The sequence below is a fragment of the Bartonella refiksaydamii genome (genome assembly GCF_902652675.1).
GTDB classification, from domain to species: Bacteria; Pseudomonadota; Alphaproteobacteria; order Rhizobiales; family Rhizobiaceae; genus Bartonella; species Bartonella refiksaydamii.
This window is the reverse complement of record NZ_LR736390.1, coordinates 1-1,000: the sequence shown is the minus strand read 5'-3', so window position 1 is coordinate 1,000 and position 1,000 is coordinate 1. Positions and strand designations below refer to the sequence as shown.

1 pseudogene is annotated in these 1,000 nt (G+C 40.7%); it reads left to right on the top strand.

Annotated elements, in window-relative coordinates:
- A pseudogene (locus GQO39_RS08700) lies at positions 1-1,000 on the top strand (hypothetical protein); the annotation flags it as partial.

The following is a 1,000-nucleotide window of genomic DNA, read 5'->3' as shown; positions in this document are numbered from 1 at the left end:
AAAGATAAAAATAAAGATTATACAACTGCGGGTGGTAAACACTCATTGGCTTTAGGGGCTGTTGCTAAAGCTATGGGGGCGGATACGAATGCTATTGGTCATAATGCATATGCACTTGGTCAGTATTCGATAGCTATAGGTACTAATGCAGAGACAAAAGAATTGGACAGCGTTGCTTTAGGTTCTAAGTCTGTAGCCAATACTGCTGCTGGCTCTGTTGGTTATAGCCCTTTAACAAATGCTGTCGCTGATGATTCAGGTTATGTATGGAAAAGTACATACGGAGCTGTTAGTGTTGGTGATATTGCTGAGTCAAAAAGTCGGCAAATTGTAGGTGTTGCAGCTGGTACTGAAGATACGGATGCAGTGAATATTGCACAGCTGAAAGAACTAAGAACATTTGCAGCAAAAGGCTGGAAGATATCTGTTGATAATAAAAATGCAACAGTTGTTAGCATAGACGACACGGTGGATTTTTCAGCTGGGAGTAACAATTTCACGATTACAAAAGGTAATAAAAACAATAATATGAAATTCGATCTAGCTAAGGACCTTGTGCTAGATAGCGTAAAAGCGGGAAGCGGTACCTTAGATGCCACAGGCTTAGTGATTAAAGATGGCCCCAAGATACTTACCACAGGTATTGAGGCTGGAAATAAAAAGATCACAGGAGTGGAAAAGGGTACTGGTGCCAATGATGCCGTTAATTTTTCACAGCTGGAGGAGATTAAAGAGCAAGTAGCATCCAGTAGCTTTGTAAAACAAGATGCAGAGACAAAACATATCACCATTGGTAAAGAGACAGAAGGTGATAAGATAGATATTGTAAACAATAAAGGCGAGAAAAGGGTTATTTCTGGTATAGCGAATGGAGCCATTTCTGATGCTTCAACTGAAGCAATGACAGGGTATCAATTGCATCAGTTTGGTAGCAATATAGCTGGCTATTTAGGTGGTGGTGCTAGCTTTAATGGGGGAACTTGGACTCCCCCTAGCTTTA